This window comes from Mycobacterium sp. E1386 (assembly GCF_001672745.1).
Classification (GTDB): domain Bacteria; phylum Actinomycetota; class Actinomycetes; order Mycobacteriales; family Mycobacteriaceae; genus Mycobacterium.
This window is the reverse complement of the sequence record NZ_LZKH01000185.1, coordinates 1-26,216: the sequence shown is the minus strand read 5'-3', so window position 1 is coordinate 26,216 and position 26,216 is coordinate 1. Positions and strand designations below refer to the sequence as shown.

The 26,216-nt window shown below is 68.8% G+C and carries 28 protein-coding genes; 16 read left to right on the top strand and 12 right to left on the bottom strand.

All coding sequences use genetic code 11. The annotated features are described in order from the left end of the window. Nucleotides 1-120: 120 nt before the first annotated feature. Nucleotides 121-756, top strand: coding sequence for a hypothetical protein (locus A5709_RS18970; protein WP_369806077.1), 636 nt, complete (start codon nt 121-123; stop codon nt 754-756). Here the strand turns inward: A5709_RS18970 and A5709_RS18965 are convergent. Next, nucleotides 753-2,123, bottom strand: coding sequence for a DUF349 domain-containing protein (locus A5709_RS18965; protein ID WP_068121597.1), 1,371 nt, complete (start codon nt 2,121-2,123; stop codon nt 753-755). The two genes, A5709_RS18970 and A5709_RS18965, sit on opposite strands and share 4 nt — an antisense overlap. 232 nt (nt 2,124-2,355) lie before the next feature. Here A5709_RS18965 and A5709_RS18960 point away from each other — a divergent pair, with 232 nt between their 5' ends. The 8 genes from A5709_RS18960 to A5709_RS18925 all read left to right on the top strand — a co-directional run bounded on the left by A5709_RS18960 (nt 2,356) and on the right by A5709_RS18925 (nt 12,466). Further along, nucleotides 2,356-3,258 (top strand): DMT family transporter, encoded by a 903-nt coding sequence (locus tag A5709_RS18960; RefSeq protein WP_068008812.1) that lies wholly within the window; start codon nt 2,356-2,358, stop codon nt 3,256-3,258. Between the two features lie 205 nt (nt 3,259-3,463). Next, a complete protein-coding gene (locus A5709_RS18955) occupies nt 3,464-4,432 on the top strand; it encodes a DMT family transporter (RefSeq protein WP_067944540.1) in 969 nt (322 codons plus the stop codon). A gap of 33 nt (nt 4,433-4,465) precedes the next feature. Continuing rightward, nucleotides 4,466-5,155 carry a hypothetical protein gene (locus A5709_RS18950; protein WP_068121594.1) on the top strand — a complete coding sequence of 230 codons (690 nt, stop codon included), beginning with the start codon at nt 4,466-4,468 and terminating at the stop codon, nt 5,153-5,155. A 7-nt stretch (nt 5,156-5,162) separates the two neighbouring features. Next, nucleotides 5,163-6,086 (top strand): tRNA (adenosine(37)-N6)-dimethylallyltransferase MiaA, encoded by a 924-nt coding sequence (miaA, locus tag A5709_RS18945; RefSeq protein ID WP_068121600.1) that lies wholly within the window; start codon nt 5,163-5,165, stop codon nt 6,084-6,086. 4 nt (nt 6,087-6,090) lie between these two features. Then, complete coding sequence (dapF, locus tag A5709_RS18940) at nt 6,091-6,963, top strand: diaminopimelate epimerase (RefSeq protein WP_068008807.1); 873 nt, start codon at nt 6,091-6,093, stop codon at nt 6,961-6,963. Nucleotides 6,964-7,009: 46 nt separating this feature from the next. Next, a complete protein-coding gene (gene hflX / locus A5709_RS18935; protein ID WP_067944874.1) occupies nt 7,010-8,431 on the top strand; it encodes a GTPase HflX in 1,422 nt (473 codons plus the stop codon). A gap of 91 nt (nt 8,432-8,522) precedes the next feature. Further along, the gene (locus A5709_RS18930; RefSeq protein WP_067944875.1) at nt 8,523-9,683 is read left to right on the top strand and encodes an acyl-CoA dehydrogenase family protein; all 1,161 of its coding nucleotides are present in this window, start codon (nt 8,523-8,525) and stop codon (nt 9,681-9,683) included. 587 nt (nt 9,684-10,270) lie between these two features. After that, entirely contained in the window at nt 10,271-12,466 is a 2,196-nt protein-coding gene (locus A5709_RS18925) for an LGFP repeat-containing protein (RefSeq protein WP_068121589.1), read from the top strand. Between the two features lie 23 nt (nt 12,467-12,489). Here A5709_RS18925 and lexA read toward each other — a convergent pair whose 3' ends face one another. Next, nucleotides 12,490-13,188, bottom strand: coding sequence for a transcriptional repressor LexA (gene lexA / locus A5709_RS18920; RefSeq protein WP_067944877.1), 699 nt, complete (start codon nt 13,186-13,188; stop codon nt 12,490-12,492). 290 nt (nt 13,189-13,478) lie between these two features. Here lexA and A5709_RS18915 point away from each other — a divergent pair, with 290 nt between their 5' ends. From A5709_RS18915 to A5709_RS18905, 3 genes are all read left to right on the top strand, one after another. Further along, nucleotides 13,479-13,973: a LysM peptidoglycan-binding domain-containing protein gene (locus A5709_RS18915; RefSeq protein ID WP_068121587.1), complete on the top strand. Its 495-nt coding sequence runs from the start codon at nt 13,479-13,481 to the stop codon at nt 13,971-13,973. A gap of 102 nt (nt 13,974-14,075) precedes the next feature. Beyond that, nucleotides 14,076-14,540, top strand: coding sequence for a transcriptional regulator NrdR (gene nrdR, locus A5709_RS18910; RefSeq protein ID WP_067944880.1), 465 nt, complete (start codon nt 14,076-14,078; stop codon nt 14,538-14,540). A gap of 37 nt (nt 14,541-14,577) precedes the next feature. Then, entirely contained in the window at nt 14,578-15,060 is a 483-nt protein-coding gene (locus A5709_RS18905; RefSeq protein ID WP_068010358.1) for a peroxynitrite isomerase, read from the top strand. A 12-nt stretch (nt 15,061-15,072) separates the two neighbouring features. On the opposite strand, the gene A5709_RS18900 is transcribed toward A5709_RS18905, so the two are convergent. From A5709_RS18900 to A5709_RS18890, 3 genes are read right to left on the bottom strand one after another with little or no spacing between them, the layout of a single operon-like run. Continuing rightward, nucleotides 15,073-15,759: a PhzF family phenazine biosynthesis protein gene (locus tag A5709_RS18900; protein WP_068121584.1), complete on the bottom strand. Its 687-nt coding sequence runs from the start codon at nt 15,757-15,759 to the stop codon at nt 15,073-15,075. 27 nt (nt 15,760-15,786) lie between these two features. Beyond that, nucleotides 15,787-16,818, bottom strand: a complete 1,032-nt coding sequence (locus A5709_RS18895) for an alpha/beta fold hydrolase (RefSeq protein WP_068010353.1) — start codon at nt 16,816-16,818, stop codon at nt 15,787-15,789. Between the two features lie 45 nt (nt 16,819-16,863). Then, nucleotides 16,864-17,835, bottom strand: coding sequence for a proteasome assembly chaperone family protein (locus A5709_RS18890; RefSeq protein WP_067944891.1), 972 nt, complete (start codon nt 17,833-17,835; stop codon nt 16,864-16,866). A gap of 196 nt (nt 17,836-18,031) precedes the next feature. Here A5709_RS18890 and A5709_RS18885 point away from each other — a divergent pair, with 196 nt between their 5' ends. Then, a complete protein-coding gene (locus A5709_RS18885) occupies nt 18,032-18,871 on the top strand; it encodes a serine protease (protein WP_067944893.1) in 840 nt (279 codons plus the stop codon). Here the strand turns inward: A5709_RS18885 and sthA are convergent. Further along, complete coding sequence (gene sthA / locus A5709_RS18880) at nt 18,868-20,283, bottom strand: Si-specific NAD(P)(+) transhydrogenase (RefSeq protein ID WP_067944895.1); 1,416 nt, start codon at nt 20,281-20,283, stop codon at nt 18,868-18,870. The two genes, A5709_RS18885 and sthA, sit on opposite strands and share 4 nt — an antisense overlap. Before the next feature lie 111 nt (nt 20,284-20,394). Between sthA and A5709_RS18875 the strand changes: the two genes are divergently transcribed. Continuing rightward, entirely contained in the window at nt 20,395-21,453 is a 1,059-nt protein-coding gene (locus tag A5709_RS18875) for a DUF4192 domain-containing protein (RefSeq protein ID WP_068121580.1), read from the top strand. A gap of 18 nt (nt 21,454-21,471) precedes the next feature. Here A5709_RS18875 and A5709_RS18870 read toward each other — a convergent pair whose 3' ends face one another. From A5709_RS18870 to A5709_RS18860, 3 genes are all read right to left on the bottom strand, one after another. After that, complete coding sequence (locus A5709_RS18870) at nt 21,472-22,161, bottom strand: metal-dependent transcriptional regulator (RefSeq protein WP_067944899.1); 690 nt, start codon at nt 22,159-22,161, stop codon at nt 21,472-21,474. A 125-nt stretch (nt 22,162-22,286) separates the two neighbouring features. Continuing rightward, complete coding sequence (sigB, locus tag A5709_RS18865) at nt 22,287-23,246, bottom strand: sigma-70 family RNA polymerase sigma factor SigB (protein WP_066950333.1); 960 nt, start codon at nt 23,244-23,246, stop codon at nt 22,287-22,289. Nucleotides 23,247-23,385: 139 nt separating this feature from the next. After that, nucleotides 23,386-23,799 carry a DUF3099 domain-containing protein gene (locus tag A5709_RS18860; RefSeq protein WP_369806101.1) on the bottom strand — a complete coding sequence of 138 codons (414 nt, stop codon included), beginning with the start codon at nt 23,797-23,799 and terminating at the stop codon, nt 23,386-23,388. Nucleotides 23,800-23,844: 45 nt separating this feature from the next. Here A5709_RS18860 and A5709_RS18855 point away from each other — a divergent pair, with 45 nt between their 5' ends. Then, nucleotides 23,845-24,084, top strand: coding sequence for a DUF3039 domain-containing protein (locus A5709_RS18855; RefSeq protein ID WP_067268964.1), 240 nt, complete (start codon nt 23,845-23,847; stop codon nt 24,082-24,084). On the opposite strand, the gene A5709_RS18850 is transcribed toward A5709_RS18855, so the two are convergent. Beyond that, entirely contained in the window at nt 24,081-25,076 is a 996-nt protein-coding gene (locus A5709_RS18850) for a YihY/virulence factor BrkB family protein (RefSeq protein ID WP_068121579.1), read from the bottom strand. The genes A5709_RS18855 and A5709_RS18850 overlap by 4 nt on opposite strands. A gap of 65 nt (nt 25,077-25,141) precedes the next feature. Then, nucleotides 25,142-25,327: a hypothetical protein gene (locus A5709_RS27655; protein WP_082945686.1), complete on the bottom strand. Its 186-nt coding sequence runs from the start codon at nt 25,325-25,327 to the stop codon at nt 25,142-25,144. A 136-nt stretch (nt 25,328-25,463) separates the two neighbouring features. Here A5709_RS27655 and A5709_RS18840 point away from each other — a divergent pair, with 136 nt between their 5' ends. Continuing rightward, nucleotides 25,464-25,823, top strand: a complete 360-nt coding sequence (locus A5709_RS18840; protein WP_067944908.1) for a DUF952 domain-containing protein — start codon at nt 25,464-25,466, stop codon at nt 25,821-25,823. On the opposite strand, the gene A5709_RS18835 is transcribed toward A5709_RS18840, so the two are convergent. After that, a complete protein-coding gene (locus A5709_RS18835) occupies nt 25,772-26,179 on the bottom strand; it encodes a RidA family protein (RefSeq protein WP_068010363.1) in 408 nt (135 codons plus the stop codon). The two genes, A5709_RS18840 and A5709_RS18835, sit on opposite strands and share 52 nt — an antisense overlap. Nucleotides 26,180-26,216: the final 37 nt, after the last annotated feature.

The window sequence follows — 26,216 nt, the reverse complement described above, 5'->3', positions numbered from 1 at the left end:
CGTCCTCAGCCATCGCCGCACCCGCGCGGGGGACGCACACGCCGCCGGGCAGCGCCCGGCCGGCATCAGGCTCGGCATGCCCGCCGTCGGACCGCCCGCCGGCCCGACCGAACCCCTTGGATGTGCCCGATGAACGAAGAACACCCCGACCTCGACGCCCTGCGCACCGAAATCGAGGCCGCCGAGCGCCGCGTGGCGCGTGGATTCGACCCGGGCCCACGGGGTTTCGTCGTGGCCATCCTGGTCTTCGTGCTGCTGGGATCGTTCATCCTGCCGCACACCGGCGCGGTGCGCGGCTGGGACGTGTTGTTCAGCAGCCACGGGGCCGGCGCGGCCGCGGTGGCGCTGCCGTCGCGGGTGTTCGCCTGGCTGACGCTGGTGTTCGGCGTCGGCTTCTCGATGCTGGCGTTGGTCACCCGGCGCTGGGCGCTGGCCTGGATCGCGCTGGCGGGTTCGGCGCTCGCCGGCGCGGCGGGACTGTTGGCCATCTGGTCGCGCCAGACGGTGGCCGCGGGGCATCCGGGCCCGGGGCTGGGGCTGATCGTGGCCTGGATCATCGTCCTCACGCTGATCTACCAATGGGCCCGGGTGGTGTGGTCGCGCACCATCGTGCAACTCGCGGCCGAGGAGCAGCGGCGCCGCGTCGCGGCGCAGCAGCAGTCGATGACGCTGCTCGACAGCCTGGACGACGGGCCCGACGCCCCGAACCGCCGGGGACAGCCGAACGGCGCGGCCCCCGGGGAGCCCGAAGCCTAGGGCTTGCGGGTCAACGCCTCGGCGGCCGCCTGCGCCCACTGCCGCCACTGCTCGGCGTTGGCCTTGGCCTCTTCGGCCTCCTTGGTACGGCCCGCAGCCGCGGCCTTCTGGGCTTGTTGCTCGTATTGTTCGGCGCGGGTGCGGAACTGCTCGGCGCGGGCCTGCGCCTGCGGGTCCGACCAATCGGCCTCGCCCGCATCGCGCACCTTCTTCTCGATGGCGCGCAGCCGGCGCTCCAATTCGGCGGACCGCTCCCGCGGCACCTTGCCGATCGCGTCCCACTTGTCGGCGATCGACCGCAGCGCCGCCCTGGCCGCGTCGTGGTTGCTCGTGTCGATCTTCTCCGCCTCGGCCAGCAGCGCCTCCTTGGCGGTGGCATTGGCCCGCAGCTCGGCGTCCTTCTCCGCCGTCGCCGCGTTGCGGGCCGCGAAGAAGACGTCCTGGGCCGCCTTGAACCGCCGCCACAGGGCGTCGTCGACGTCCCGGGCCGCCCGGCCCGCCGCCTTCCACTCCGTGAGCAGCTTGCGGAATTCCGCGCTGGTTGCGGTCCAGTCCGTCGAATCGGACAACTCCTCGGCGCGCTCGCACAGCCGCTCCTTGGCTTGCCGGACTCCCACCCGTTCGCGGTCCAGTTCGGCGAAATGCGATCCCCGCCGCCGGTTGAAGGCCTCCCGGGCCGCCGAATAGCGCTTCCACAGCGCATCGTCGACCTTGCGGTCGAGGCCGTTGATGGTCTTCCACTCGTCGAGGATGGCCCGCAGCCGGTCGCCGGCCGCCTTCCACTGCGTCGAGTTGGCGCCCAACTCCTCGGCCTCGGCGGCAAGCGCCTCCTTGCGCGCGGTCTGGGTGGCGCGATGCTCGTCGCGGCGGGAACGCTCCTGCGCGACGGTGGTCTCGACCTGGTCGATGAGGCTGGTGAGCCGGCGGGCGAGCGCGTCGATGTCGCCCAGCACGGACGCCGTCGGCAACGTTTCGGCCAGTTCTGTGGCGTGGGCTTTGATCTTGCGGGCGTCACCGGTTCCGGCCGCCAGCCGCTCCTCCATGAGCGTGACCTCGGTGCTCAGGTCGTCGAAGCGGCGGCCGAAGTGGGCGAAGGCGGCTTCTCGGTCGCCGGCCTGCCAGGAGCCGACGATGCGCTCGCCGGCGGCGGTGATCAGCCACACCGTGCCGTCGTCGTCGACCCGCCCGAACTGATGCGGATCGCTGCGCGGGGGCGCCGGTATGACCGGTATGGGGTGGGTGGTGGGCCGCGGCCCCGGACCGGACGGCCGGGGCCCGGGACGTGGTCCAGGGCGTGGCACCGGGCGCGAAACCGGTTGGGCCACCGGGTCGGCCAGGTCTTCGCCGTGTGGTTCGTCAGCCGTCATGCGCTCGTCACCTACCCTTCGCGCGGTCGGTATCCCGCGCACCTGCCGCGCGTAGCGGCACCGTCTGCTGCGGCCGTGGGCCGGCCTTATCGGCTCTCCCAACAGCTGCTTAACAGTATTCAAGCAGCTTGGCGGCCCATGCGCCGCCACCCTTGTTCTTCTCGTTCGGGATGCGTCCGCCCGGACGCAACGGGTATGAAGTTGTCCGTACCCCGACTCCGACGGAGAAACCATGGCCAAGACGGACCTCGCCGCGTTGCTGGCGTTGGCGTCCGCGCTCTGCGTGGCGATCGGCGACGTCCTGCAGCAGCGCGCGACGCACCGGATCACCGACACGTCGGTCGGGCAGTTCGAACTCGCCCGCAGGCTGCTGGGGAACCGGCGGTGGCGGTGGGGCGCCCTGATGCTGGTCGTCAGCATCGTGCTGCAGGCGGCCGCGCTGGACCAGGGTTCGGTGCTGCTGGTCCAGGCGTTGCTGGTGCTGTCCCTGCTGTTCGCGTTGCCTATCAGCGCGAGGCTGGCCGATCGCGCCGTCACCGTCCGGGAGTGGACCTGGGCCGTCGTTCTGACCGCCGCGGTGACCGTGATCGTGACGGTCGGCAACCCGCAGGCGGGCCGTTCGACCGCGTCGCTGCGGACGTGGGCCGTCGTGGCGGCGGTGCTGGTGCCGCTGCTGGTCGGCTGCGTGGTGGCCGCCCGGATTTGGGGTGGCGCCCTGGCCGCGGCGCTGCTCGCCTTCGTCTCCGGGTCGCTGTGGGCCGTCTTCGCGGTGCTCGCCAAGGGCGTCGTCCATCGGTTCGGCGACGGCGGTTGGGCCGTGGTCCGGACACCCGAGCTGTACGCCTGGCTGCTGGTCGCGCTGGCGGGCTTCGCCTTGGAGCAGTCGGCCTTTCGGGCCGGCTCGTTGACCGCGTCGATGCCGACGCTGGAGGTGTCCCAACCGGTCGTGTCGGCCCTGCTGGGCGTCGTCGTCCTCGGCGAGACTCTCGGCACCGGCCGCGCCGGAATGCTGGCGCTGGCGGTGGCGGCGCTGGTGATGACGGCCGCCACGGTCGAACTCGCCCGCGTCGACGCCTCCGCGACGCGCGACCGGGTCCGGGCGCGGCTCGGGGATACCGCCGCGCAACCGGCGTAGCCGCCCGAGGTGTAACCGAATCGCCGCGGTTTCCACAGGCGGCCCTTAGGTTCATGACGTATCAACAGTTGAGTGAACCGGTCGGGCAGCCGCGACGTGGTCGACGTCATACAGTCGTTGTTGAACTGATCGCAAATTTTGGGTGTATTTCCCCGCACCCCAGGGAAAGCTGGTCGGGGCTTAGTCGTGAGGTGAGGGGTCGCTCATGTCGAAGGTTGATGTCGCCGCGCTGATAGCGCTGTGCGCGGCGTTGGCGTCCGCGGTCGGCGACGTAATCCGTCAGCGCTCGGCGCAGGAGATCACGGACAAAGAGGTCGGCCACCTGGAGCTGTTCCGCATGTCGTTGCGGGACACGCGGTGGTGGCTGGGCGGCCTGGCCGCGATCGTCAACTACAGCCTGCAGGCCGGGGCCCTGGCGTGGGGCTCGGTGGTGTTGGTGACCGCGCTCCAGGTGACGGCGTTGCTGTTCGCCCTGCCGATCTACGCCCGGCTGACCAAGCGCCGGGTGACGCGCTGGGAGTGGGTCTGGGCGGTCGTCCTGGCCGGCGCCCTGGCGGTGGTCATCATCGTCGGCGACCCGGCGTCCGGCCATCAGCGCGCACCGGTCGGGACGTGGGCCGTGGTGGCCGCCGTGATGGTGCCGCTGCTGGTGGCGTGTGTGGTGGCCGCGCGGATCTGGTCGGGCAGCCCCTTTGCCGCCGCGCTGCTCGCGGTGGTGGCGGGTTCGGCGCTGGCGTTGTTCGCGGTGCTCACGAAGGGCATCGTCGAGGTGGGCGAGGACGGCCCGTTGGCCGTGCTGAGCGCCCCCGAGTTCGTGCCGTGGCTACTTCTGGCCCTGACCGGGATGATCTTCCAGCAGTCGGCGTTCCGCGCCGGCGCGCTCACGGCCTCGATGCCGACGATGACCGTCGCGAAGCCCGTCGTGGCCGGGTTGCTCGGCATCTTCGTGCTCGGTGAAACACTGAATGCCGACGGGCCCAAGGTCTTCGTCCTGTTCGCGGCGGTGGCGGTGGTCATCGTGGCAACGGTCGCGCTGGCCCGCGGCGAGGCCGCGACGATGGTCGCGGAGGTTGGCCGCGACGACGCAAGCCTCATGGAGGACGGGTGGTCGCCCGCGGAGGGCGAGGCCGACCCTTTTAGCACCGGCCCGGTGGTCGCGGTAGCGGAGGCCTGAGCGCACGCGTCGGTGAACCATTAGTTTGGTGGCGTGCTCAGCGGGATTGCCATCGTTCCCTCGGCTCCGCTGCTGGTGCCCGAGCTCGCCGGAGCGGCCGCCGCGGAGGTGACCGACCTGACGGCCGCGGTGCTGGCGGCGGCGGCCCTGTTGCCCGCGCGCTGGACCGTCATCGGGACCGCCGGGCGCGACGATGTTTTCGGCCCCGACACGGCCGGCTCATTCGGGGGTTTCGGCGTCGACGCGCGGGTCGGATTTTCCCCGCACGCCCCCTCCGGGGTGCCCGCCGACCTGCCCGTGTGCGCGTTGCTGGCCGGCTGGGTCCGGGGCCAGGCCCGGCCCGATGCGACCGCGCAGGCCCGCGTGTACTCCACCGACCACGACGCCGAAACCGCGCTGGCCCGGGGGCGACGTCTGCGCGCCGACATCGACCGATCACCCGAGCCGATCGGCGTGCTGGTCGTGGCCGACGGCGCGAACACCCTGACGCCGGCCGCACCCGGCGGATTCGACCCGGGCAACGCCGGCGCGCAGGCCGCCCTCGACGACGCGCTGGCAACCGGCGACATCGCCGCCCTGGCGCGGCTGCCGCGGCAGATCCTGGGCCGGGTCGCCTTTCAGGTGCTGGCCGGCCTGGCCGAACCCGGGCCGCGGTCGGCCAAGGAGCTGTACCGGGGTGCCCCCTTCGGCGTGGGCTACTTCGCCGGCGCCTGGCAGCTCTGAGGTGGCCGTGCGACCACTGGCGATCATCGGCCCCACCGGAACCGGTAAGTCGCAGCTGGCGCTCGACTTTGCAGAACGGCTCGAGGGTGCCGCCGAAATCTTGAACGCCGACGCGATGCAGCTCTATCGCGGAATGGACATCGGCACGGCCAAGCTTCCCGTCGACCAACGCCGCGGGATCCCGCATCACCAGCTCGACGTCCTGGACGTCACCGAGACCGCGACCGTCGCCCGCTACCAGCGCGCGGCCGCGGCCGACGTCGAGGCGATCGCCGCCCGCGGCGCCGTGCCCATCATCGTGGGCGGGTCGATGCTCTACATCCAGTCGCTGCTCGATGACTGGTCGTTCCCGGCGACCGACCCCGCCGTGCGGGCGCGCTGGGAACGGCGGCTGGCCGAGGTCGGGGTCGGCGGGTTGCACGCCGAGCTGGCCCGGCGCGACCCCGCCGCCGCGGCGGCCATCCTGCCCACCGACGCGCGGCGCACCGTGCGGGCGCTCGAAGTGGTCGAGCTCACCGGCCGGCCGTTCGCCGCGTCCGCACCACGCATCGGCCCGGCGAGGTGGGACGCCGCCATCGTCGGACTGGATTGCGAGACAACGCTTCTGGACGAGCGGTTGGCCCGTCGCACCGACGCCATGTTCGACCAGGGCCTGGTCGGCGAGGTGAGCGCGCTGCTCGGCGAGGGCCTGCGTGACGGGGTCACCGCGTCGCGCGCCCTCGGCTACGCCCAGGTGATCGAGGCGCTCGACGCCGGGGGCAGCGCCGAGCGACTGCGCGACGCGCGGGAACAGACCTACGTGGGCACCCGGCGTTACGTGCGACGGCAGCGGTCGTGGTTCCGCCGCGACCACCGGGTCCACTGGCTGGACGCCGCGGATGGCGCGCGGTTGGTCGACGAAGCGCTGCGAGTCTGGGGCCACGTATCCTGAGCAGGTGATTTTCGCAAAGGGCCACGGCACCGAGAACGACTTCGTGGTGCTCCCGGACGCGGAGGCCACGCTCGAGCTCACCGCGGCCCGGGTGGCCGCCTTGTGCGACCGGCGGCGCGGGCTGGGCGCCGACGGGGTGCTGCGGGTGACCACCGCCGGCGCCGCCCTCTCGGCCGGCGTGCTCGACCGGCTGCCCGACGGCGTGGGCTCGGCCGACTGGTACATGGACTACCGCAACGCCGACGGCTCCGTCGCCCAGATGTGCGGCAACGGCGTCCGGGTGTTCGCGCACTACCTGCGGGCCAGCGGGATGGAGTCCCGGGACGAGTTCGTGGTCGGGTCGCAGGCCGGCCCCCGACCGGTCACCGTGCACCGGGTCGACGCCACGTATGCCGACGTCACCGTCGACATGGGCAAGGCGAACACGCTGGGCCCGGGCGAGGCGACGGTCGGCGGCCACCGGTTCTCCGGCCTGGCGGTCGACGTGGGCAATCCCCACCTGGCGTGTGTGGATCCCGACCTGACCGCCGAGCGGCTGGCAAGGCTGGACGTCGCGGCGCCGGTCAGCTTCGACCACGCCCAGTTCCCGGAGGGGGTCAACATCGAAGTTCTCACGGCACCGGCCGGCGGCGCGGTGCGGATGCGCGTGCACGAGCGGGGCGTGGGCGAGACCCGCTCGTGCGGCACCGGCACGGTCGCGGCCACGGTGGCCGCGCTGGCCGCCGGCGGGGCGGACACCGGCACACTGACGGTGCGGGTGCCGGGCGGCGATGTCGTCGTCACCATCACCGACGCCACCAGCTACCTGAGGGGCCCGTCGGTGTTGGTGGCACACGGGGAGATCAGCGGGGAATGGTGGGAAGCGCAGCGACGTTAATTCGAGTGCACGACGCCGATCCGCCGTGCATCATCTTGTATTGCCTATGACACATCCTGAATTCTCCAATCCCGCTGTGCCGGAGCCGAGCACCGGCGAACTCGCCCTGGAAGAACGGTCGGCGCTGCGCCGCGTCGCCGGTCTATCCACCGAACTCGCCGACGTAACCGAAGTCGAGTACCGCCAGCTGCGGCTGGAGCGCGTGGTCCTGGTCGGCGTGTGGACCGACGGCACCGCCGCCGACAGCGAGGCCAGCATGGCCGAGTTGGCCGCCCTGGCGGAGACCGCCGGTTCCCAGGTGCTCGAGGGGCTCATCCAGCGCCGCGACAAGCCCGACCCGTCGACCTACATCGGCTCGGGCAAGGCCCAGGAGCTCCGCGAGGTGGTGCTGGCCACCGGCGCCGACACGGTGATCTGCGACGGTGAACTGTCCCCGGCGCAGCTGACCGCGCTGGAGAAGGCGGTGAAGGTCAAGGTCATCGACCGCACCGCGCTGATCCTGGACATCTTCGCCCAGCACGCCACCAGCCGGGAGGGCAAGGCGCAAGTATCGCTGGCCCAGATGGAGTACATGCTGCCGCGGCTGCGCGGCTGGGGTGAGTCGATGTCCCGGCAGGCCGGTGGCCGCGCCGGCGGCAGCGGGGGAGGCGTGGGCCTGCGCGGTCCCGGTGAAACGAAAATCGAGACCGACCGCCGCCGCATCCGCGAACGAATGGCCAAGCTGCGCCGCGAGATCAAGGACATGAAGCAGGTCCGCGACACTCAGCGCAGCCGCCGCCTGCACAGCGACATGCCCTCGATCGCCATCGTCGGCTATACCAACGCGGGCAAGTCCAGCCTGCTCAACGCGCTGACCGGCGCGGGGGTGCTGGTACAGGACGCGCTGTTCGCCACGCTGGAGCCCACCACCCGGCGCGCCGAGTTCGAAGACGGCCGCCCGCTGGTGCTCACCGACACGGTCGGGTTCGTCCGGCACCTGCCCACCCAGCTGGTCGAGGCGTTCCGCTCCACGCTGGAGGAGGTCGTCGACGCCGACCTGTTGCTGCATGTGGTCGACGGCTCCGATGCCAACCCGCTGGCGCAGATCAACGCGGTTCGCGCGGTGATCTCCGACGTCATCGCCGACCACGACGGCGACCCACCACCCGAGCTGGTGGTGGTCAACAAGGTCGACGCCGCGAGCGGCCTGACCCTGGCCAAGCTTCGCCACGCGCTGCCCGGCGCTGTCTTCGTCTCGGCCAGGACCGGCGAGGGCATCGACGCGCTCCGGCGCCGGATGGGCGAGCTGGCCGTTCCCGCCGACACCGCGGTGGACGTGGTGATTCCCTACCACCGCGGTGACCTGGTGGCCCGGCTGCACGCCGACGGTCGCGTGCAGCAGGAGGAGCACAACCCCGACGGCACCCGGATCAAGGCCCGCGTACCCGTGGCGCTGGCCGGGCGCCTGCAGGAGTTCTCGGCGCGCTGATCTCCCGGCGACCGGACCCGCCGGCCGCCGACCAACCGTCTGGTTGGTATATGTTGGGCGACAGAGTTTCCAGTCGCCGGAGGTCATCCACATGGGCAGTGCCGTCAAGTACCAGCGCACTCTTTTCGAGGCGGAGCATGACCTGTTCCGTGAGTCCTACCGGGCGTTCCTCGATCGCCACGTCGCACCCCATCACGACGAATGGGAGAAGTCGAAGATCGTCGACCGCGGCGTGTGGCTCGAGGCCGGCAAGCAGGGCTTCCTCGGCATGGCGGTGCCGGAGGAATACGGCGGCGGGGGCAACCCCGACTTCCGGTACAACACGATCATCACCGAGGAGACCACCGCCGGTCGCTATAGCGGGATCGGCTTCGGCCTGCACAACGACATCGTGGCGCCGTACCTGTTGGCCCTGGCCACCGAAGAGCAGAAGCAGCGCTGGCTGCCGAAGTTCTGCACCGGCGAGACCATCACCGCGATCGCGATGACCGAGCCGGGAACCGGCAGCGACCTGCAAGGCATCAAGACGCGCGCGGTCAAGCAGGGCGACCACTACGTGCTCAACGGCGCGAAGACGTTCATCACCAACGGAATCAATGCCGACCTGGTGATCGTGGTGGCGCAGACCGATCCCGACAAAGGGGCGCAGGGCTTTTCGTTGCTGGTTGTCGAACGCGGCATGGAAGGTTTCGAACGCGGCCGGCACTTGAACAAGATCGGGCTGGACGCGCAGGACACCGCCGAGTTGTCGTTCACCGATGTCAAGGTGCCCGCCGACAACCTGCTGGGGCAGGAGGGCATGGGATTCATCTACCTGATGCAGAACCTGCCGCAGGAACGGATTTCGATCGCCATCATGGCGGCCGCGGCGATGGAGCAGGTGCTGGAAGAAACCCTGCAATACACCAAGGAACGCAAGGCATTCAACAAGCCGATCGGCAGTTTCCAGAACAGCCGCTTCGTGCTCGCCGAGCTGGCGACCGAGGCGACGGTGGTGCGCATCATGGTCGACGAGTTCATCCGGCTGCACCTGGACAAGAAGCTGACGGCGGAGCAGGCGGCGATGGCCAAGTGGTACTCCACCGAAAAGCAGGTGCACCTGATCGACCGTTGCCTGCAGCTGCACGGCGGCTACGGCTACATGCGCGAATACCCCGTTGCCCGAGCCTATTTGGACGCGCGGGTGCAGACCATCTACGGCGGAACGACCGAGATCATGAAAGAGATCATCGGCCGCAGCCTCGGGGTCTAGCCCTAACAGCGACAACACCATCACGCCGATTCGCACGGCGACGGCAAACCCCATCAATGCGCGCCACGCGGGGTGATTTTTCGGGTAGACCGCTGACGAGTTAATGGCTTCACGTACCGTCGGCCCATGTGTTCGGGGCACATGTATCCGGGGTATGCCATCCGCGTAATGGCGCGTAGTCGAGCCGAAAAGCACGCCGCCGTCGACCACTCCGGCAAGTGCGGCAACATGCGCGGGCGCGAAACCAAAGCGCGCAGCGCCCGCCGTGCGTTATTGCGCAGGCGGACGCCCGGTTCGGGGTTTGACTCGAATACTCATACGCCGCGCGGCCGGTCGCGATTTGAGCGTGGCTCTGCATCGATTCGACATCGGCGTGGTATCCGTTTTTGTACTATTCGTGATTTGACTTCGCATTTTTCGTATGCGGGAGCAAAGTTATGCGAGCCCGGCGATAATGCGGATCGGAACGGGGTTGTTTCCCCACGGTCGGACTACGGCCCGCTTGCCGGCTGTGCAGGTACGGGCATAGCCGCTGACAGGGGCGCAGCCGTCGGCTGGGAGGCTTGGTGAACGGGCAGAGAGGTCGCATGCGCAGGCTGGTCGGAAGCGCGCTGGTCACCTTGACCGCCACGGCAATAGCCGTCGCCTTGCTGGCGCCGCCTGCGGCGGCGTCCCCCATCGGTGACGCCGAGGCGGCCATGATGGCGGCGTGGGAGAAGGCCGGCGGTGACGGTTCACCCCTGGGCGCCCGGAAGGGCGATGTCTATCCCGCCGGGGACGGTTTCGCGCTGGACTTCGACGGCGGCAAGATGTTCTTCACCCCGGCGACCGGCGCCAAATTCGTCTACGGGCCGATCCTGGACAAATACGAGATGCTGGGCGGACCCGCGGGCAGCGATCTGGGCTTTCCCGCGATCAACGAGGTGCCCGGCCTCGCCGGACCCGACAGCCGCGTGAGCACCTTCTCCGCCAGCGATAAGCCGGTGATCTTCTGGACGCCCGAGCACGGCGCGTTCGTGGTGCGCGGCGCGATCAACGCCGCCTGGGACAAGCTCGGCAGTTCGGGCGGCGTCCTCGGGGTCCCCGTCGGCGACGAAACGTACAACGGCGAGGTGTCCGCCCAGAAGTTCAGCGGCGGCCAGGTCTCGTGGAACAGGCAGACGAAACAGTTCTCCACCGAGCCGCCCGCACTGGCCGACCAGTTGAAGGGCCTGCAGGTGGCGATCGATCCCACCGCGGCCATCAACATGGCCTGGCGCGCGGCCGGCGGCCCCAACGGGCCGTTGGGGGCGAAGAAGGGCGCGCAGTATCCGATCGGCGGCGACGGAATCGTCCAGGATTTCGCCAACGGCAAGGTGTATTTCAGCCCCGCCACCGGCGCGAATGCCGTCGAGCGCAACATCCTGGCCAAATACGAGTCGCTCGGCGGACCCGCCGGCAGCGACCTGGGTTTCCCCACCGCCAACGAATCCGACGGCGGCATCCCGTCCAGCCGCATGGTCACCTTCTCGGGCGCCGACAAACCGGTGATCTTCTGGACGTCGGAGCGTGGCGCGTTCGTGGTGCGCGGCGCCATGAAGGCGGCCTGGGACAAGCTTCGCGGACCGACCGGCAAGCTGGGCGCGCCCGTCGGCGACCAGGCCGTGGACGGCGACGTCGTCTCCCAGCAGTTCGCCGGCGGCAAGATCTCGTGGAACCGGGCGAAGAACACGTTCAGCACGGATCCGGCCAACCTCGCGCCGCTGCTGTCCGGCCTGCAGGTGTCGGGCCAGAACCAGCCGAGCAGCTCGGCGACGCCCGCCCATGCCAAGAAGTTCACCTGGCAGTGGTGGTGGTTGCTGGCCGCGATCCCGGTGCTGGTGCTGATCGGCTTGGCCGGGTTGCTGGCGATCGGCTGGCGTCGGCGTCGCGCTTTACGTGAGGACGCCGGCTACGAGCGTCCCCGCGACCTCGATACCGGTTACGACTCCGGTGCCGACCAGGAGTGGGGACGCGACGACGTCACCACCGAGCATTTCGCGCGTCAGCAGGAAGCGCCCGAGGCCGCGAGTCGGGTCAGCTGGCGGCGCGCCGGCGCGGACGAGGATTCATTCGAGCAGGACCCCGACGCGGTGGATACCGACTCCTTCTCGGCGGTGTCGCCGGCGGCCCTGTCGGAGGCCGGCTACCCCGAAACGGAAACCGAATACGCCGAATCCGAGTACGCCGATTCGGATTACGCCGACGAGGAATACGCCGACCAGCATTACGCCGAGGTCGAATACGACGACGAGGAGCGAGAGTCCGCCTACGCAGATGCCCCCCGCGGGGACGACGACTATGTGGAGGCGGAATACCTCGACGTCGCCGCGGCGCGCACGCCCCCGGACCCCGAGTTCGACGCGGGTGACCCCGACGTCGCCGCTCCCCAGGCCGAGTATCCGGATGTTGCGGTCACACACGTCCCGGCGGACGTCGCCGAGGCCGCCGCTCCCGAGGTCGCCGGCCCGGAAACCGTCGTGCCGACGGCGGCGGCCGCCGCCGCAGCCGAGCAACGCAGCGGGAGGCACGCGGCCACGGACGACGAGGACACCGCAGGGGGAGCCGGCCCGTCCGGGCGTCCGACCATCCACCTACCGCTCGACGACCCCTATCAGGTGCCCGACGGATATCCGATCAAGGCGAGCGCCCGCTTCGGGCTTTACTACACGCCGGGCAGCGAGCTCTACCACGACACGCTCGCCGAAATCTGGCTGTCCAGCGAAGAAGTGGCGCAGGCCAACGGCTTCGTGAAGGCGGACTAGGCCCGCCCGAAAGTCCCGACCGCCTAGACCTTGCGGATCACCGTGACGACCTTGCCCAGCACGGTCGCATCATTGCCGGGGATGGGGTCGAAGGCCGGGTTGTGCGGCATCAGCCAGACCTGACCGCCCGCGCGCTTGAACGTCTTCACGGTGGCTTCCCCGTCGAGCATGGCCGCCACGATGTCGCCGTTGTCGGCGACGTTCTGCTGGCGCACCACCACCCAGTCGCCGTCGCAGATCGCCGCCTCGACCATGGAGTCGCCGACGACCTTGAGTAGGAAGAGCGTGCCCTCGCCGACCAGCTCACGCGGCAACGGGAAGACGTCCTCGACCGCCTCCTCGGCGAGGATGGGGCCACCGGCCGCGATGCGCCCGAGGACCGGAACGAACGTCGGCTCCGGCAGTGCGTCCGAGCCGGCGACATCGGTGGTACGCGCCGCCACCTCGTCATCGGCGCCGCGGACGTCGACGGCCCGCGGGCGGTTCGGGTCGCGGCGCAGGTATCCCTTGCGCTCCAGGGTGCGCAGTTGGTGAGCCACCGACGAGGTCGACGTCAGGCCGACGGCGTCGCCGATCTCCCGGATGCTCGGCGGGTAACCGCGACTGGTGACCGACGCGCGAATGACGTTCAGGATCGTGCGTTGCCGTTCGGTCAGCGATGAATCCACGGCGTGCAGCCGACCGTCCGCGCCCGCCGATGAGGTGTCGTTGCTGTCGCTCATGGCTCTGAATGTAACCCCACTACGGCCGAGAATCAAACATGTGTTCGACTAGCGTGTCGCCCTCCCGGGGTCGCCGCAAAACCGCCCGCAGACGGGATTAATCACAAAGGTGTAACTCTTCGGCAGATCGGGTATTTCAGCCGCATGTCAGCTCTAGCGACCACGGACTTGTCGGTGGCGTGGTCTAGCGTTCGACTCGTGCGACACGCTTCGCTCACATGTTCGGATTTCGAACACACGAGCGATACAGTCGAACAGCTGAGCGAATCAAGTTGACCGGAGGAACGCAGATGACAACCATCCACACGCTGGCGCCGCGTACCAGCAGCCCTCGTCGTCCGGTCAACGGGCCGGTCCAGGGGCTCCGTTACGGCCGGGACGGGCTGGCCCGTTCGCGCCGGCCCGGTCCGTCGAGGCCGGCGGGCGCACCCACGCGCTATTACGGCACCAGCGTCGCGATGTCGGCCGCGCCTCATCGCAAGCGGCCCGTCACGGTGGCCACCACCGTCTGGTTGGCGCTGGCCGCCGGCGCGATCACCCTGTGGCTGGGCCTGGTCGGGAACGTCGGCCAGATGCTCAACGGCGGCGCCGGGAGTTCGGCCGCTCACGTACCCGACCGGTTGGCCGTGGTCCGCGTCGAGGCGGGGGAGTCGCTGCAAGACGTCGCTCACCGGGTGGCGCCCGATGCGCCGGCGCGTCAGGTTGCCGACCGCATCCGCGAACTGAACGACATGAACTCGCCGACATTGGTGGCGGGCCAAACGCTGATCGCCCCGGTGGGCTGACCACCGCCCCCGCCGGGCCGGCTGCATTCGCCGCGCAGGTGAGCGCACGGGTACGCTCGTGCTGCGGTACCTGGTGTTTGTCGGCACGGCGAAGGAGCGGCCATGCATTGCCCGTTCTGCCGTCATCCCGATTCCCGGGTGATCGACTCGAGGGAAACCGATGAAGGTCAGGCCATCCGTCGCCGCCGATCGTGCCCCGAGTGCGGCCGGCGTTTCACGACCGTGGAAACCGCGGTTCTCGCGGTGGTCAAGCGCAGTGGAGTCACCGAACCCTTCAGCAGGGAAAAGGTCATCAGCGGTGTCCGCCGGGCCTGCCAGGGTCGCCAGGTGGACGATGACGCGCTGAACCTGCTGGCCCAACAGGTCGAGGACACCGTGCGGGCCGCGGGTTCCCCGGAGGTCGCGAGTCATGAGGTCGGGCTGGCCATTCTCGGCCCGCTGCGCGACCTCGACGAAGTGGCCTACCTGCGGTTCGCGTCGGTATACCGCTCCTTTGAGTCCGCGGCCGACTTCGAGCGCGAGATCCAGGCACTGCGCGAACACCGCCAGGTGACAACGCCGAGCTGACGGCCGGGCTCAAGCCGTCCCGGCTAGGCTCGTTTTCATGCCCCCCGCGTTGCATCCCGATCTCGAGGCGCTGGCACCACTCCTGGGAACCTGGGCCGGCCAGGGTGCGGGCGAATACCCAACGATCCAGCCCTTCGATTACCTCGAAGAAGTGGTCTTCTCCCACGTCGGCAAGCCGTTTCTGGCCTACGCGCAAAAGACCAAGGCGCCCGACGGCAAGCCGTTGCACGCCGAGACCGGATACCTTCGCGTGCCGCAGCCCGGTCACGTCGAGCTGGTGCTGGCGCACCCGAGCGGCATCACCGAGATCGAGGTCGGTACCTATTCGGCCACCGGCGGCCGGATCGAGATCGAACTGTCGACAACCGACGTGGGGCTGACCCCGACCGCCAAAGAGGTGACGGCGCTTGGCCGTTCCTTCCGCATCGACGGCGACGAGCTGGCGTATTCGGTGCGGATGGGCGCGGTCGGACAGCCCTTGCAGCACCACCTCGCCGCGGTGCTGCACCGCCAGCGCTGAGCCGGTACGGGGTCAGTTCAGGTGCGTCACACCGTCATTGACGACGCGCCCGGCCACCCCCACCCAGCCCTCGGCGTTCCACGTCGTCTCGATGACCGATCCCTTGCCCTGAGTGACGTGTAGATCGCGGCTGAGGTAGTCGGTGATGCGCATCGCTGCCGAGCCGGTCGCCTCGTCTTCCGGCACACCGAGGTTGGCGGCAAACATGCGCGCGCGTACCGATCCCGCGGCCCGGTCGGTCCACGCCCACAGGTAGTGCGCGGTGTCATCGGAGAAATCTACCGGGTTGGCGGCGAGAAGGGCGTCGGCTGAATCGAATTCGTGCAGGGCGACCTCAGGCGCCCAGTCCGACCGTGCGCTGATGCCCGCCATTTCCGCCCCGTAGCTCACCTGCACGATGCCGGCCCTCACCTGCAGCGTGTTGATCGGCGTTCCGTTCTCGCGCAGCCACCACGCCGCCCCGACGGTGGGGTGCCCGGCGAACGCGATCTGGATCAGTGGGGTGTAAATGGTGGCGTGCGCTGTCGTCGATCCGGCAGCCGGAAGGTCGACGAAAACCGTTTCGCTATAGCCCAATTGAGTCGCGAGCCGTTGCCGAGCCGCGGGCTCGACCCGGGCGGCATCCACGACGCCGAGCGGATTGCCGAAATTTCCCTCCGCATCGGTGAACACCCGCAACACAGTGACATCGATACCCATGGCCCGACTGTACGGCCCCGGCGGGTTTCAGGTAGCGCTGCGTTCGTCGGATCCCATGGCGTTCAGCACGGCGACGCGGGTGGGGGCGGGGCCGGTGACGGCCTTCTCGCCGCCGCCGCTGCGGAGCAGCTCGCGCAGGGCGGCCTGATCGTATTCGGCGGGCGCGGTGGTGTCGATGAAGCGTTCGACCACGTCGATGAAGCGAGCCGGGTCGTCGTGGAAGGGGAAGTGGCCGGAGCCCTGGAAGATTTCCAGGCGGGAGCCTGGCATCGCCGCGTGCGCCATCCACGCATGACGCACCGGGACGACCACATCCTTGGTGCCCCAGACGATCTGCACCGGGATGGCTTCCGTCAGATAACACCGGTCGAGCATGGTGACGATCTGCCCGCGCCAGTCCACCACCGCCCGCAGGGTCCGGCTGAACGCCGCCGACGCCGTCGGCTCCGGCAGGTCGTCGAGGATCCGCAGGACGTTGGGCAGGTCCCGGCCCAGGCCGGTCGATCCGATCGCGAGGCCGGCGATCCGTCCGGCCAGCTGCACCGCCGGCAGCACCAGGGGAAGCCGCAGCAAGGCGAGCGCCTCGCTGCCCATGGGCAACGAGGCCAACCGGAAGGCGACGTTGACATCCTTGGTGACGCCGCCGGCCGCGACCAGGATCAGCCGGTCGACCAAATGCGGGAACTGGTAGGCGAATTGCATGGCCACGCCGCCGCCCAGCGAATGGCCGACAACCGTGACCCGCTCGATGTCGAGCACGCTGAGCAGGTCGCGCATCCCGTTGGCGTAGGCGGCGACCGAATAGTCGGCGCGTGGCTTGTCGGATCGCCCATGGCCCAACAGGTCCGGGGCGATGACCGTGAACCGCTGGGCGAGCTTGGCCTGCACGGTATTCCAGGTGGTGGAGTTGTCACCGATGCCGTGGACCAGCAGGATCGCCGGCCCGTCACCGGCGATCCGGTAGGCCCGCTTGTAGCCGTGGATGGTGCGGTACTCCAGCCGGGGCGCGCTGACCTCCCGCACCGGGCGGAGAGTGCTCTTGCGCGTCCGCTCGGTCATGTCGCCACCTTGGGTGTCGGGCCGGGCTAAGGCCGGGCGGAAAGGTCAGGCCTGGTCGTCGTCGCCGCGCTTCTTCTCCGCCTCCTGGGCGAGGAATCGCTCGAACTCTGCGCCAAGCTCGTCGCCGCTAGGCAGGTCCTCGTCGCGAGTTAGTAACGACCTGTTCTCCTGAGCGTCGATGAAGGCATCGTACTGGCGCTCGAGCGCGGTCACCACTTGAGCAACCTCCGCGCTCGCCTCGACCTGCTCGTCGATCTTGGTCCGGATCACCGCCGCCGCTTCGGTCAACGCCGTCAGCGGCAGCTCGAGCGATGCGATCTTGGCCACCTGTTCGAGCAACGCCTCGGCGGCCGCCGGGTAGTCGGTCTGCGTCAGGTAATGCGGCACATGCACGGTGTAGCCGACGACCTCGTGACCGTGCTGGGCCATCCGGTATTCCAGCAGGTTCGACGCGCTGCCGGGAACCTGGATCTCCGAAATCCACGGCGTGAACTCGGCGATCAACTCGGGATTGTTGGAGTGCGCCGTCATCGTGATGGGCCGCGTATGCGGCACCGCCATCGGCACGGTGCCCAGGCCGATGGTCTGGCGAACGTTGAGGCGCTCGGCCAACAGGCGGACCGCGGTGATGAAGCGCTCCCACTTCAGGTCCGGTTCCATCCCGGCGAGCAGCAGAAACGGGGTGCCGATGGTGTCGCGCAGCGCGTACAAGCTCAGCTCGGGGTCGTCGTAGTTGGTGAAGTGATCGGTCTTGAAGGTCATCAGCGGTCGCCGCGACCGGTAATCCAGCAATTCGTCGATGGCGAAGGACGCCACCAGCTCGGAGTCCAACACCGCTTTCAGATGCGACGAGGCCAGCCGGATCGCGTGGCCGGCATCCGAGAAACCTTCCAACGCGTGCACCAGCACAGGGCCTCGCCCGTCCGACGTCGACAGCTGGGGCGCGGGCAGCTCGAGCTCATACATGCCGGCTTGTCCCGGCTGGTAGTGCTCCTGCGGGTCCTGATCGTGAGCCATCGGAATCGCCTCCTCTCGGGGGTTTCTCCAGGGTGCCCTACCAGTGTCCCCCGAATCGGTGGGCACCAATATCAAACAGCGATGTGAAGTTCGGGTTTAATCCGAAAGCGAACGTCTGGGGGTCGCCACTGAATTATGTCCGCGAGTCAGGTGGCACGCGACGCGTCGAAATCTGCTCTCTGCGCAGGTGTCAGGCATGATGAATCCGATGCGCGTTCCGACCGTGATGCTGTGCCTGGTGGTCGCCGTGGCGACGTCGGTGACGTCGTGCAAGCGGCCGCCGGGCGATCATGCGTCGGCCCCTCCGGCGGCCCCGCCGCGGAGCAGTGCGCCGGTGCAGCGGCTGGGTCAGCCCCAGCAAAAGGCGGTGGCGGGGCCGGTGGACCCGGACAAACGCGTCGGCGCGATCTTCATCGACGGCGGTCCGCTGCACGTATGCACGGGCTCGGTGGTGCATTCCGCGGGTGGCAACCTGATGATGACCGCGGCGCACTGCCTGGCCGGGGCCTCCAAAATCACCTTCGTGCCAGGTTTCATCGGCGACGCGCCCCCCGCGCCAACCGATGTGTGGAAGGCCGACGCCGTCTACCTCGATCCCCGCTGGACCGCCAGCAAGGATCCCAACGCCGACTACGCAATCGCACGGCTGAGTAACGACGCCGGGGGCTCGGTGGAGTCGCGCGCCGGCCTGGCGCTGACGCTGGGCACGACGCCGCCGCCCGGCAGCCACGTCACCGTGATGGGCTATCCGGCCGGCGTGGGTGGCGCCCCCATCGGGTGTCAGGCCAGCACGTCGCTGACCGAGGCCGGATTCCCGTCGTTCCCATGTGAGGGGCTGGTGGACGGCACCAGCGGCGCGCCCTGGGTCAGCGGCACCACGCTCACCGGGGTGATCGGCGGCTTCGAGCGCGGTGGCTGCGCGGCGAACGTGTCGTATTCGGCGCCGTTCGACGCCCAGACCGCGCGGTTGCTGGCCCGCGCCGATGCCGGCGGCCCCGGCGACCCGATTCCCGGGGAGCTCGACGACAGCTGCTAGGCGCGGAACTGGTTGAGCGCGCGCACTTTGTTCATCACGTCGAGCGCGGCCACCTTGTAGGCCTCGGAGAACGTGGGGTAGTTGAACACGGCGTCCACCAGGTATTCGACGGTGCCGCCGCAGCCCATGACGGCCTGCCCGATGTGCACCATCTCGGTGGCGCTGGTGCCGAAGATGTGCACGCCCAAGAGCTTGAGATCGTCGGTGGACACCAGCAGCTTGAGCATGCCGTAGGAGTCACCGGCGATCTGGCCGCGGGCCAGTTCGCGGTACCTGGCCACGCCGACCTCGTAGGGGATCGCGTTCTTCGTCAGCTCCACCTCGGTGGCGCCCACGTAGGAGACCTCGGGGATGGAGTAGATGCCGATCGGCTGCAGTTCGGTGATCCCGTCGGTCGGCTCCCCGAATGCGTGGTAGGCGGCGAGCCGGCCCTGCTCCATCGAGGTCGCGGCCAGCGCCGGGAAGCCGATCACGTCGCCGACGGCGTAGATGTGCGGCACCTTGGTCTGGAAGAAGTCGTCGACGAAGATCCGGCCCCGGTTATCGGCCTCCAGCTCGGCGTTGTGCAGGTCGAGGTGGTCGGTCTGGCCCTGCCGCCCGGCGGAATACATCACGGTCTCGGCGGGGATCTGCTTGCCGCTGGCCAGGGTCGTGACGGTGCCGGCCGAGCCGACGTCGACCGCGGTCACCTCCTCGCCGAACCGGAACGTCACCGCCAGGTCGCGCAGGTGGAACTTCAGCGCCTCCACCACCTCGGGGTCGCAGAAGTCCAGCATGTCGCTGCGCTTCTCCACGACGGTGACCTTGGTGCCCAGCGCGGCGAACATCGAGGCGTATTCGATGCCGATTACGCCGGCACCGACCACCACCATCGAGGTGGGCAACGATTTGAGGTCGAGGATCCCGTCGGAGTCGAGCACCCGCTCCTCGTCGAACTCGACGCCGGACGGCCGCGCGGGCCGGGTGCCGGTGGCGATGACGATGTATTTGCCGCTGACAGTTAACTTTTCGCGACGGGACGGGTCTTCGACCTCGATGGTGTGCGGGTCGACGAACCGGCCGTGACCCAGCAACAGGTCGATGCGGTTGCGCATCAGCTGGTTGCGCACCACGTCGACCTCCTTGCCGATCACGTGCTGGGTGCGGGCCAGCAGGTCGGCCGGGGTGATCTTCTCCTTGACGCGATAGCTCGCGCCGTACAGCTCTCGTTGACTCATCCCGGTCAGGTAAAGGACGGCCTCGCGCAACGTCTTTGACGGGATGGTGCCGGTCTGGACGCACACGCCACCGAGCATCTGGCCGCGTTCGACGACCGCAACCGACTTGCCGAGCTTGGCCGAGGCGATGGCGGCCTTCTGGCCGCCGGGCCCCGAACCGATGACCACCATGTCGTACTCTTGCGCCGAACTCATGGGGTAACAGTAGATCAGCAGAACTCACAGTGCTGGGTTCATTCACAGGCCCGGGATTCCATCCGTTCTCGCGCGCACCGGCCGACGGTGGGGCCCGTCAGCGTGGTGCCCATGACGACGCATCGACCTGACTTCAAACTGAACCGGCCCGGCGCACTGATCGCCGCGCTGCCGGCCGTTCTCGGCTTCGTTCCCGAAAATTCATTGGTACTGGTGTCTTTGGACGGTGGTGACCTCGGAGCGGTGCTGCGGGTCGACCTCACCGACGAGCTGGAGGCGCGGGTCGGACACCTCGCGGAGGTCGCCGCCGCGGCCCGGCCGGATGCCGCGATCGCGGTGATCGTCGACGCGGAGGGCGCGCACTGCCCCTGCTGTAACGAGGATCACCGGCTGGTGTGCGATGCGCTCGCAAAGTCGTTGGCCGAGCACGACATCGAGCTGTGGGCCGCCCACGTGGTCGACCGGGTCGCACTCGGTGGGCGCTGGCACTGCGTGGACGGTTGCGGTTCGAGCGGCCTCGTCGACGATCCGTCGGCGTCGCCGCTGGCGGCCGCGGCGGTGCTCGACGGCAGGCGGCTGTATGCACGCCGCGCCGATCTGCAGGCCGTCATCGCGATCGAGGACACGGCGCGCAGCGCCAAATTGACCGCCGTGATCGACCGGCAGCAGACCAGGCGCCGGGCCGCCCACCGCGCGGATCCGGCCCGCTGCGCCCGCGCCGACGTGAAGCACGCGATGACGGCCGCGTCCCGTGTCGCCGCCGGCCAGGCACTGACCGCGGCCCAGCTGGCGAAGCTGGCCTGCGCGCTGGGCGACGCGCAGGTGCGCGACATCCTCTACGCCCTGGCGGTCGGTGAAAATGCCGACGAGGCGGAGTCTTTGTGGGCGCAGTTGGCGCGCACCCTGCCCCCGCCCTGGCGGGCGGAGGCGCTGGTGTTGCTTGCGTTCAGCGCCTACGTCCGTGGCGACGGGCCACTGGCGGGGATCTCGCTGGAGGCCGCGCTGCGCTGCGAACCCGCGCATCGGATGGCGGGCATGCTGGACACGGCGTTGCAGTCCGGTCTGCGGCCCGAGGACATCCGGGAATTGGCGCTTACCGGCTACCGGCTGGCCAAAGAGCTCGGTGTGCGGTTGCCGCCGCGACGGCCCTTCGGGCGCCGGGCGGGCTAGCCTGCGACGGACGAGCGGTCAGACTTTCTCGACCTTGACCGCGTGCGCCATCTCGTGCGGAAGGGTGACGTTCTCGTGGCCCGGGATGACGATGGTGACCCCGGCCGGCCCGGTCTCGACGGTCACCCGGGCGTTGGGGACGACGCCGGCGTCCTTCAGGCGGGTGATCAGGTCGATGTCGCCTTGCACATGTTCGGTCAGCTGGCGGACGACCACGGCCACCGGCGAGCCGGGCGGCAACTCGGTCAGGCGGACGAGGTTGGCGTCGTCGGCGCCGGACTCGGGGCCGACGCCCAGGTCCAGCAGCCCCGGGATCGGGTTACCGAAGGGGGAGGTGGTCGGGTGGTTGAGCACCTTCACCAGCCGCCGCTCGACGTCCTCGCTCATCACGTGCTCCCACCGGCACGCCTCGGCGTGCACTTCCTCCCAGGGCACCCCGATGACGTCGACGAGCAGTCGCTCGGCGAGGCGGTGCTTGCGCATGACGGAAATGGCCAGCGCGCGGCCCTTGTCGGTGAGCTCGAGGTGGCGGTCCCCGGCGACGTGGAGCAGCCCGTCGCGCTCCATGCGGGATACGGTCTGGCTGACGGTCGGCCCGCTCTGTTCGAGGCGTTCGGCGATGCGCGCACGCAGCGGGGTCACGCCCTCTTCTTCGAGGTCATAGATGGTCCGCAGGTACATCTCGGTGGTGTCAACCAGGTCGTTCATTCAGCACCTTCCATCGACGCCGAGTCTACTTGGCCAGCTGCGCGAATGGGTGTAACGCTGCCCCGACAAGCAGTATGCCCGCCGCGTGCGCGGCGGGCATACCGTCTGCTACCTAGCTGGGGGTCTTAGCTTGCGTACGACCGTAGCCGGTCGGCGCGCTCGCCGTGGCGGAGTTTGGACATTACGTCCCGCTCGATCTGCCGGACCCGCTCGCGCGAGAGGCCGAACAGCTTGCCGATCTGATCGAGGGTGCGCGGCTGGCCATCGTCCAGGCCGAAGCGCAGCCGGATCACCTGGTGCTCGCGCTCGTCGAGAGTGGCGAGCACGCTGCGGATGTCGGTGTGCAGCAACTCGGCGATCACCGCGTTCTCGGCGGACATCGCCTCGGCGTCCTCGATGAAATCGCCCAGCGGGGCCTCTTCCTCGGAGCCGACCGGCATGTCCAGGCTTACCGGGTCGCGGCTGTGCTCGAGCAGGTCGTTGATCTTCTCGACCGGGATGCCGGACTCGGCCGCGAGCTCCTCGTCGGTGGCCTCGCGTCCCAGGTTCTGGTGCATCTCCCGCTTGATCCGCGCCAGCTTGTTGACCTGTTCAACCAGGTGCACCGGCAGCCGGATGGTGCGGCTCTGGTCGGCCATGCCACGGGTGATGGCCTGACGAATCCACCACGTCGCATAGGTGGAGAACTTGAATCCCTTTGTGTAGTCGAACTTCTCCATCGCGCGGATCAGGCCCAGGTTGCCCTCCTGGATGAGGTCCAGCAGCGGCATACCGCGACCCGTGTAGCGCTTGGCCAGCGACACCACGAGACGCAGGTTCGCTTCCAGCAGGTGACGGCGCGCGGCCTGTCCATCGCGCGCGACGGCCTCGAGGTCGCGTCGGCGGTTCTCGCCGAGGCGCTTGCGAGTTTCGAGCAGATGCTCGGCGTAGAGCCCGGCCTCGATGCGCTTGGCCAGTTCGACCTCACCCGCCGCGTTCAGCAGCGCCGTCTTACCGATGCCATTGAGATACACGCGCACGAGGTCCGCGGCGGGGCTTTGAGCATCCAGATCGCCGTCAAATCTGCTCGTGCTGGCGTTCGCCATAGCGACCTCCCGTTCGGCTTGTAACTGTCATTGAGTTCAACGACAGATCAGCCCTGAGAGTTCCCAGCCCTTTGTGATCTCACACGTCTTGACGTGCAGAAATGTGCCGTTGACCTGAGAATGTCCTGAGAAGTACGGGCTATTCCCAGCCCTGCGGTCCGGTAGGCCAGCTCGACTCGGGATGGCGGGGCGCTTCGATCGCGGGCCGCTCGGCGCTCGGGAACAGCGGCGTGCGGCGCCGGGCATCGTCGAACCGCCGTGGCTCGTCGGGGCTGCGCGGTGGCCGGTCGTTGGCGATCAGCACCGCCATCCAGGGCAACGGGATCGACACGGCAACGATCGCCAGTGAGATCAGACCGTTGTGCCACGCGCCGTACGCCAGCGCGGCGAGGATGAGCGCCGGGATCCGGAACCCCATCAGCGTCAAGTATTTCCGGACCCGTGCGCGGTGCTGTTCTTCATAGGAGGGTGCTGCGGCGGTGATGAGCACCGGCCGGCCCTCATCGTCGAACCCCAGATCGGATTCGCGCTTCATTTCTCCACTCTCCCACACCTGACCAATTCCGGCAGGAGCGAGTTACGGGGCACAATGTCAGGCATGGATACCCAGACGATCGAACGCACCGAGACCGACGAACGCGTCGACGACGGGACGGGCAGCGATACGCCCAAGTACTTCCACTACGTCAAGAAGGACAAGATCGCCGAGAGCGCGGTCATGGGTAACCACGTGGTGGCGTTGTGCGGGGAGGTGTTTCCCGTCACCAAGGCGGCCAAGCCGGGCTCGCCAGTGTGCCCGGATTGCAAGCAGATCTACGACCGGATGAAGAAGGACTAGGTCGGCCGCGACGGTTCAGCCGTCAGCGTCGCGCTATCGGCCGGGCCGGGCTCCGGTGGCGAAGCCGCGGGCCGCCTCAGCACCGTCAAGCGGGCTTCCAGCCACTTGCGCAGCCGGTGGGCGTGCGTCTTCGGCGCCGGGAACTCCTCCTGGATCGCCGCGTTGAGTTCGGCGCCGAGCATGACCGCGAATCCGCCGAAGAAGGCGAACAGCAGGAAAGCGATCGGTGTGGCCAGCGCGCCGTAGGTGTAGCCGGTGCTGGTGATCCACCGCAGGTAGATGCGGAGGCCCAGGGTGGCGATCAGGAACACCGCCGTGGCGAGCACCGCGCCGAAGATGAGGCGGTGCGTCGGAAGGGGTTCGGGCAGCGCCACCCGGTACAGGACGACCACCCCGACCAGCAGGCCGAGGATCAGCGCCGGGTAGTAGCCGTATCGCAGGACGTTCGCCAGGTCGTACGGGATGTGTTCGCTCACCTTGCGCGGACCCACCACCAACACCGGCGCCGCTACCACGACGAACACCAGCATCACCATGTACAGGAACAGGGCGAACAGCCGCTGTCGCACGGGGTGCCGCAGCGGAGTCTGGTCGTGCGCCTCCACCACGGCATCGACGTAGGCCGAGATCGCCGACGATCCCGCCCACATCGAGATCAGGAAGCCGACCGACACCACCTCGCCACGCGCATTGGCGGTGACGTCCCGGATGGTCGGCTCGATGATCTCGTTGACGACGCTGGGCGAGAAGAAGCTGCGGATCGCGGAGATGATGCTCTTCTCGATCGCCGTCAACGTGTCGGGCCCGAACAGCGGCGCCACGTAGGCCAGGCTTCCCAGCATTCCCAGCAGCAGCGGTGGTAGCGACAGCGCCGACCAGAAGCCCGCCTGCGCGGACTCGGAAAAGATGGAGTCATCCCAGCTTTTCGAGAGAGTCCTCAGACTGAGTCGCCAGATGTGGTGGCGGGACGGTTTTGCGACTTGATCGCTCATATCCGTCCAGCATTACCGAAGACTGCCCTACTGGCCCACATTGGCAGTAGGTGAGTTCGGCGGACCTAGCTTCCGCTGACCTCCAGGACGGCGGACAGCTCGGTCAGTTTCGCCTCGTGCTCGTTGGCGTGATGCTGGCAGAAGAGAAGCTCAGCTCCGGAAGGCAGCTTGGCGCGGACTCGAGCGGCGGCACCGCAGCGGTCGCAGCGGTCCGCACGGGTTAGCTCGGGACTGGTCAGAGTTGCATTCATGGCTTCTCCGTTCTTGCTTTCATTCACTCTCTCAGACGTATGGGGTTTTCGCGTTGTTCCCTGATCGTTATCGGGTGTGTCGTTTCTCACGGCCTGTAAACGTTTCGTTTCCGCCGCATCTCTAATGTGTTCATCCATGACTTCCGCTCCTGACCTGCTGGTACATCTGTGTGGGGTCGACGAGTGGTCCCGGGCCCGCGCGTCCGGTGAGATCCGCGCGTCCGACGGTGGCCAGTTCATCCATCTCTCGACGCCGGGGCAGGTTCATCTGCCGGCGAACCGGCTCTATCGGGGCCGCGACGACTTGGTGCTACTGCACATCGATCCGGCTCGGCTGCATTCCGAAGTGCGTTGGGAGCCAGGGGTTGCAACGGATCCGGAGTCGATGCTGTTCCCGCACCTGTACGGTCCGCTACCCGCGGACGCCGTGATCCGGGTCACCGCTTACCGCCCGGCGTCCGACGGGACCTTCCCGCCGGCCCCGGAGTCCACGTAGGCGTCGGCCTCGATCTCGACCAGCAGATCGGGTGCTATCAACGCGGACACCTCCACCATGGTGGCCGCGGGACGGATGGCGCCGAATACCTGCGCGTGCACCGCCGCGACCTCGTGCCAGCGGGAGATGTCGGTGACGTAGATGCGGGTGCGGACCACGTCGGTGAGCGCCGCGCCCGCCTGTCGCAGCGCAATCTCTATGCGGTGCAAGGCATCTCGGGCCTGGGCCGCGATGTCGCCGGCCGGCCCGGCGCCGGTCGTTCCGGCCACCGACACGTGCGGGCCGACCCGCACCGCGCGCGAATAGCCGACGGCGGCCTCGAATTCGGAGCCGGAGGAGACCAGTGTGCGGTTCATGCGGTCACCGTACGACGGCCGGCGCCGCCCCGCGACG

Coding starts and splice junctions, on each gene's coding strand:
- A5709_RS18970 (WP_369806077.1), top strand. CDS start 121: ATGTGCCCGATGAACGAAGAACACCCCGACCTCGACGCCCTGCGCACC.
- A5709_RS18965 (WP_068121597.1), bottom strand. CDS start 2,123: ATGACGGCTGACGAACCACACGGCGAAGACCTGGCCGACCCGGTGGCC.
- A5709_RS18960 (WP_068008812.1), top strand. CDS start 2,356: ATGGCCAAGACGGACCTCGCCGCGTTGCTGGCGTTGGCGTCCGCGCTC.
- A5709_RS18955 (WP_067944540.1), top strand. CDS start 3,464: ATGTCGAAGGTTGATGTCGCCGCGCTGATAGCGCTGTGCGCGGCGTTG.
- hflX (WP_067944874.1), top strand. CDS start 7,010: ATGACACATCCTGAATTCTCCAATCCCGCTGTGCCGGAGCCGAGCACC.
- A5709_RS18930 (WP_067944875.1), top strand. CDS start 8,523: ATGGGCAGTGCCGTCAAGTACCAGCGCACTCTTTTCGAGGCGGAGCAT.
- A5709_RS18925 (WP_068121589.1), top strand. CDS start 10,271: ATGCGCAGGCTGGTCGGAAGCGCGCTGGTCACCTTGACCGCCACGGCA.
- lexA (WP_067944877.1), bottom strand. CDS start 13,188: ATGAGCGACAGCAACGACACCTCATCGGCGGGCGCGGACGGTCGGCTG.
- A5709_RS18915 (WP_068121587.1), top strand. CDS start 13,479: ATGACAACCATCCACACGCTGGCGCCGCGTACCAGCAGCCCTCGTCGT.
- nrdR (WP_067944880.1), top strand. CDS start 14,076: ATGCATTGCCCGTTCTGCCGTCATCCCGATTCCCGGGTGATCGACTCG.
- A5709_RS18905 (WP_068010358.1), top strand. CDS start 14,578: ATGCCCCCCGCGTTGCATCCCGATCTCGAGGCGCTGGCACCACTCCTG.
- A5709_RS18900 (WP_068121584.1), bottom strand. CDS start 15,759: ATGGGTATCGATGTCACTGTGTTGCGGGTGTTCACCGATGCGGAGGGA.
- A5709_RS18895 (WP_068010353.1), bottom strand. CDS start 16,818: ATGACCGAGCGGACGCGCAAGAGCACTCTCCGCCCGGTGCGGGAGGTC.
- A5709_RS18890 (WP_067944891.1), bottom strand. CDS start 17,835: ATGGCTCACGATCAGGACCCGCAGGAGCACTACCAGCCGGGACAAGCC.
- A5709_RS18885 (WP_067944893.1), top strand. CDS start 18,032: ATGATGAATCCGATGCGCGTTCCGACCGTGATGCTGTGCCTGGTGGTC.
- sthA (WP_067944895.1), bottom strand. CDS start 20,283: ATGAGTTCGGCGCAAGAGTACGACATGGTGGTCATCGGTTCGGGGCCC.
- A5709_RS18875 (WP_068121580.1), top strand. CDS start 20,395: ATGACGACGCATCGACCTGACTTCAAACTGAACCGGCCCGGCGCACTG.
- A5709_RS18870 (WP_067944899.1), bottom strand. CDS start 22,161: ATGAACGACCTGGTTGACACCACCGAGATGTACCTGCGGACCATCTAT.
- sigB (WP_066950333.1), bottom strand. CDS start 23,246: ATGGCGAACGCCAGCACGAGCAGATTTGACGGCGATCTGGATGCTCAA.
- A5709_RS18855 (WP_067268964.1), top strand. CDS start 23,845: ATGGATACCCAGACGATCGAACGCACCGAGACCGACGAACGCGTCGAC.
- A5709_RS18850 (WP_068121579.1), bottom strand. CDS start 25,076: ATGAGCGATCAAGTCGCAAAACCGTCCCGCCACCACATCTGGCGACTC.
- A5709_RS27655 (WP_082945686.1), bottom strand. CDS start 25,327: ATGAATGCAACTCTGACCAGTCCCGAGCTAACCCGTGCGGACCGCTGC.
- A5709_RS18840 (WP_067944908.1), top strand. CDS start 25,464: ATGACTTCCGCTCCTGACCTGCTGGTACATCTGTGTGGGGTCGACGAG.
- A5709_RS18835 (WP_068010363.1), bottom strand. CDS start 26,179: ATGAACCGCACACTGGTCTCCTCCGGCTCCGAATTCGAGGCCGCCGTC.